This window comes from Pseudomonas sp. (genome assembly GCF_026224925.1).
GTDB lineage: Bacteria > Pseudomonadota > Gammaproteobacteria > Pseudomonadales > Pseudomonadaceae > Aquipseudomonas.
In genome coordinates this window covers 1-5164 of sequence record NZ_JAMFRV010000157.1, presented here as the reverse complement: position 1 = coordinate 5164, position 5164 = coordinate 1, and the positions used below count along the sequence as shown (strand labels likewise).

The following is a 5164-nucleotide window of genomic DNA, read 5'->3' as shown; positions in this document are numbered from 1 at the left end:
GCAGAATCCGGCCACTGACCGCACTCAGTTGATCTTTTGCCAGCAGTCCCAAGATTGCCAGTGACGTCACCGACTTGCCCGAACCGCTCTCGCCCACCAGGCACAGTGTTTCACCGGGACGGATTTCGAATGAGATGTCTTGCAGGATCGGTGTGCCTTCTGCGGTGTTCACGCACAGGTGTTCGACCCGCAGCGTGTCGCTCAGTTGCTCGCTCATGCTGCGCCCCTTTTTTTCATGCGCGGGTCAAGCGCATCGCGCGCTGCGTCGCCCAACAGGTTGATCGACAAAATGCACAGTGACAGCGCAAGACCGGCCCACAGCACCAGCGATGGCTTGAGCTGGAAATACACCCGCCCCTCGGAAATGATGTTGCCCCAGGTCGGGATTTCGGTGCCGATACCCGCGCCGAGGAATGACAGGATCGCTTCGGTGAGAATCGCCGAGGCGCAGATATAGGTGCCTTGCACGATCAGCGGCGCGAGGGTATTGGGCATCAAATGGCGGGTGAGAATATTGAAGGTCGACGTGCCCATCAGCACCGCCGCTTCGACGTAAGGCTCCTCGCGCGTCGACAGCACGCGAGAGCGCACCAGACGCACCACCTGTGGGATCTCCGGCACCATGATCGCGATCATCACCGTCCAGATCCCGGCACTGCTAAGGGACACAATCGCAATCGCCAGCAAGATCCCGGGAATCGCCATCAGCCCGTCCATCACCCGCATCAACAGTGCGTCGAGGCCGCGAAAATATCCGGCGATCAGTCCCAGTGGCAGACCGATGAGGATGCTCAACACCGTGACGCCGACACCAACGGTGAGCGAGATACGCGCGCCGTAGACGATGCGCGAAAACAGATCACGGCCATAGGCGTCGGTACCCAGCCAGAACTCAGCACTGGCAGGTTTCAGGCGAAAGGCTGGAGCCAGTGCCACCGGATCATGATTGGCAACCCACGGCGCAAAAATCGCCATGCCGATGATCAGCAGCAGAACCACCAGCGCAAGCGCCGAGGTCAGCGGCAAGCGGGGCAGCATGATCAGTCGGCGTCTGGGCGCAGGCAAGCTCAGGGAAACGGGTTTGCTCATGGCCTTGCCCTCAGTAACGAATGCGTGGATCGCTGATCGCGTACGACAGATCGATCAGCAGATTGATGACGACATACACGCCGCTGGTCAGCAGGATCATGCCCTGGATAACCGGATAGTCACGGGCTAGCACGGCATCGACGATCAGTCGGCCCAGCCCTGGAATGTTGAACACGCTTTCGGTGACCACGACGCCTGAAATCATCAGCGCGAAGCCGGTGCCGATCACCGTCAGGATCGGAATCATCGCGTTGCGCAGCGCATGCCGGAACAACACATGCACCTCCGCCAAACCCTTAGCCCGCGCGGTGCGGATGTAATCCTCGCCGAGCACTTCGAGCATGCTCGCCCGAGTCATGCGTGCAACCAGCGCCACGTACACCGAGGACAAGGTCAGCGCCGGTAACACGATCCTTTGGGCGAATGGGCCAAGGCCCTCGCTGATGCTGCGAAACCCTTGAACCGGCAACCACTTCAGCTCCAGGGCGAATACCGTGATCAGCACATACCCGATCACGAACACCGGTATCGAGAAACCCAGCACCGAGGTCGACATCACCAGACTGTCGATCCAGCTGCCGTGTTTCCACGCAGCCAGCACACCCAGCGGAACCGAGATCAGGATGGTGAACACGATGGCTACCAACGCCAGGCTCAGGGTCGGTTCCAAGCGCTGCCCGATCATGTTGAGCACTGGCGTATGGGCCATCAGCGAGGTGCTGAAGTCGCCTTGCAGCAGTTGCCAGATCCATACGAAAAACTGCCGGTACAACGACTGGTTCAAGCCGAGGCTTTCGCGAATCGCCGCCAATTGCTCCGGGCTGGCCATGTCACCGGCGATGATTGCCGCAGGATCGCCCGGCGACAGGCGCAGCAACAGGAACACAAACAGTGCGACCACCAGCATCACTGGGATCGCCGCCAACACGCGGCGAAAAAAGTAACCAAGCATTGAAGTCTCCGAAGGCAAGAATCATGACGCTGCAATCAGTCGGCTTTCTCGACGTTCCAGAACACCGTGGACGGCCCGGTCATCAAGTGGCTGATATGGCTATTCCAGGCGGCGACGTCGAAGTACTGACCGAGCGGGATGTAGCTCACCTGATCCATGGCGCGCTTCTGAATGTCGACGGCGATTTCCTTTTGCTTTGCGGGATCGGTCGCAGTGGCGAAATCAACCCGCAGCTGATTCATCTGCGGATCGGTCGGCCAACCAAACCAAGCGCCCTTCTGCCCGCCACCGTCGAGCATCGGATTGACCACCGGGTTCCAGATGGTCTCGACGTTCCAATAGGTGAAGAACAGGTTCCAGCCACCTTGCGCGGGTGGATTTTGGTTGGCTCGGCGCGAGACCAGTGTTTGCCAGTCCATCGGTTGCAGATCGACGTTGAAGCCAGCCTTGCGCAACGCTTGCGCCGCTACCACCGGCTGCGGCGCCTGACTTGGGACGTCGGTCGGCTGCATGATCACCACAGGCGTGCCGTCGTAACCGGCTTTTTTCAGCAGCGCACGTGCAGCTTCCAGATTGCCGCCGGTGGACAGCGATTCGCCGCCCGCCTCGGTTTCAAGCGTGGTCCCGCAACCGAACACCGAAGCGCATTGTTTGAAGTACTCAGGGTTACCGACCAGCGCATCCAGCACGTCTTTCTGGTTCATCGCCAACATGGCGGCGCGACGGATGTCGGGGTTGTTGAACGGCGGGTAAAGGAAGTTCATGCGCCCCCCAGTCATCGAACCCAACTTGCTCAGCACGCCGGACTTGAGGTGATCGTCGGCCTGCACCATCGGCAGCAGGTCGATGGGCAGTTGTTCGATGAAATCGATATCGCCAGACGACAGCGCGTTGATCGCGGTCATGCGGTCGGGCATGTTGATCCACTCGACGCGGTCAACCTTGACCACCTTGCCCCCGGCAGTACCGCTGGCCGGTTCTTTGCGCGGCACGTATTGCTTGAATTTCTCGTAGACCACCCGGTTGCCGGGGTCGAACTCTTTGGCGACGAATACATAAGGCCCGGAACCGGTGTAGTCGGTGATGGTCTTGCCGTCGAGAATATTGGCGACGCGTTCGGGCATCATGAAAGCTGCGACCGAGGACGGTTTGGCGAGCAGTTGCAGCACGTAACCGAAGGGTTTGGCGAGGGTCAGGGTGATGGTCTTGTCATCGGTGGCGACAATGCCAGCGGTGTACTTCATCATCAGCTGACCGCCGACATCAAAGCGCGCCCAACGCTTGAGCGAGGCGACGCAATCTGTGGCGGTCACCGGTTTGCCGTCATGCCAAAGCAGGCCGTCGCGCAGGGTGAAGGTGTACGTCAGGCCGTCCGGCGACACGGTCCAGTCGGCCATTTGCGGCTGCGGTACGAAATGCTCGTCCATGCCGATAAGCGTGTCGTAGATCATGTAAGCGTGGTTGCGGGTGATTTGCGCGGTGGTGGCGATGGGATCGAGCACGCGCAGGGATGAAGACATCACCGCATGCAGAGTTTTCTCGGCCGCCAAGGTGAACGGCGCATTGAACGCAAGGGCCACGCCAACGGGCAGCAACAGACGTGATATCAGGGCGCGGGATGGACGTGATTTCATGCTCAACATTCCTTTCAAATGGCTACGTTCGGTGTCGGCAGTCTTCCTCTGTCGTGCAAAAGGCTGTGGTAAGGCCCGGCGTCTCTGTGTACGCCTGGGCCGTGGCGTGTGGCGACTAGACAAGCACCGCGAGCGCATGGTCGATGTACAGCTGGCGCAAACGCTGGGTCAGCGCACCGGGTTTGCCGTCGCCCACCGCCTGGCCGTCGATGGTCACCACCGGGTAGACAAATGAGGTGGACGAGGTAATGAACGCCTCGGCTGCGCCTTGCGCCTCTTCAAGGGTGTAGGCGCGCTCTTCAAGGCGCAGGTCATGCTCCTTGACCAGCGCGATCAATGCGCCGCGGGTGGTGCCAGGCAACAACGCACGGGACAGCTCGCGGGTCACCACCGCGCCGTCGTGGGTGATGATGAAGGCGTTGTTCGACGTACCTTCGGTGACCCAGCCATCCTTCACCAGCCATGCATCGTCGGCGCCCTGTGCCCTGGCCTGTTCTTTGGCCATACAGGCGTAGAGCAACTGGGTGGTCTTGATATCGCTGCGGCCCCAGCGCAAATCCGGCAGGCCGATGATGTTCATACCGCGTTTGGCCAGCGGGCTGTCGAGCACCACTTTGGCTTGGGTATACAGCACCACCGTCAACGGACTGCCAGCGGGCGGATACAGAAAGTTGCGGTCTTCGACGCCACGGCTGACCTGCATGTACACCAGGCCTTCATGCAGTTCGTTGCGCGTGATCAGCTCACGATGGATCGACAGCAATTGCGCACTGTTGAGTGGTAAATCGAGGGCCATTTCCCCCAGCGACCGCGCCAGACGCGCCAGATGCAGCTCGAAGTCCACCAGCTTGCCTTGCAGCACTGCGGTCACTTCGTAGATGCCATCGGCGAACATGAAGCCGCGGTCGAAGATCGAGATCTTCGCCTCGTTTTCAGGGACGAACGCCCCATTCAGGTACACGCTGCGCATGAGTCGTTGTCTCCAGGTCAGGGGCGCTGAACGCCGGTCTGGCGGGTGATGATGCCGTAGTGTTCGATGCGTCGATGGCGGGCAAAATCGAAGATCGTGGTTTTGCCGAAATTGCACAGGTCCATGTCGCAGGCATGCACGATCAGTTCATCGCCCTGCCCTTGCGCCTTGGCCACCACGAAACCGTTGGGGTCGATGATCACGCTGCCGCCCATCAACGGGAAGCCGTCTTCGACGCCGGCCTTGGCCACGCCAACCACCCAGGTCGCGTTCTGATAGGCCCCGGCCTGCATGCACAATTCGGAATGAAACAGCCGATGTTCTTCACCTTCGCCACGCTTCTGGGAATTGTCGACGGGCTTTCCTTGGAGGGACCTGCGGAAGTACTTGTGGAGTCCTTGACGTTTAATCACGTCGCAAGCAGGATTCCGTTCGCAGATTTGCCCCGCTTGGTGCGCCGGATTGACGATCTGGATAGGTTTAGGGCGCACGACTCCCGAGCCTACAATGCGGGTTCGG

General features: G+C 60.2%; 6 protein-coding genes. All 6 read right to left on the bottom strand.

What is annotated here, in order from left to right; all coding sequences use genetic code 11:
* Positions 1 to 217: ATP-binding cassette domain-containing protein (locus tag M0974_RS06730; protein ID WP_297834361.1), on the bottom strand; the 217-nt coding region annotated here is incomplete at its 3' end.
* A complete protein-coding gene (locus M0974_RS06725; RefSeq protein ID WP_297834358.1) occupies positions 214 to 1089 on the bottom strand; it encodes an ABC transporter permease in 876 nt (291 codons plus the stop codon). The genes M0974_RS06725 and M0974_RS06730, both read right to left, overlap by 4 nt.
* Positions 1090 to 1099: 10 nt before the next feature.
* Complete coding sequence (locus M0974_RS06720) at positions 1100 to 2041, bottom strand: ABC transporter permease (protein WP_297834356.1); 942 nt, start codon at positions 2039 to 2041, stop codon at positions 1100 to 1102.
* A gap of 35 nt (positions 2042 to 2076) precedes the next feature.
* Positions 2077 to 3675 (bottom strand): ABC transporter substrate-binding protein, encoded by a 1599-nt coding sequence (locus tag M0974_RS06715; RefSeq protein ID WP_297834353.1) that lies wholly within the window; start codon positions 3673 to 3675, stop codon positions 2077 to 2079.
* A gap of 115 nt (positions 3676 to 3790) precedes the next feature.
* Positions 3791 to 4645 carry a D-amino-acid transaminase gene (locus tag M0974_RS06710; RefSeq protein WP_297834351.1) on the bottom strand — a complete coding sequence of 285 codons (855 nt, stop codon included), beginning with the start codon at positions 4643 to 4645 and terminating at the stop codon, positions 3791 to 3793.
* A gap of 17 nt (positions 4646 to 4662) precedes the next feature.
* Positions 4663 to 5164, bottom strand: a 502-nt coding sequence (locus M0974_RS06705; RefSeq protein ID WP_297834348.1) for a nitrilase-related carbon-nitrogen hydrolase, incomplete at its 5' end; no start/stop codon positions are given.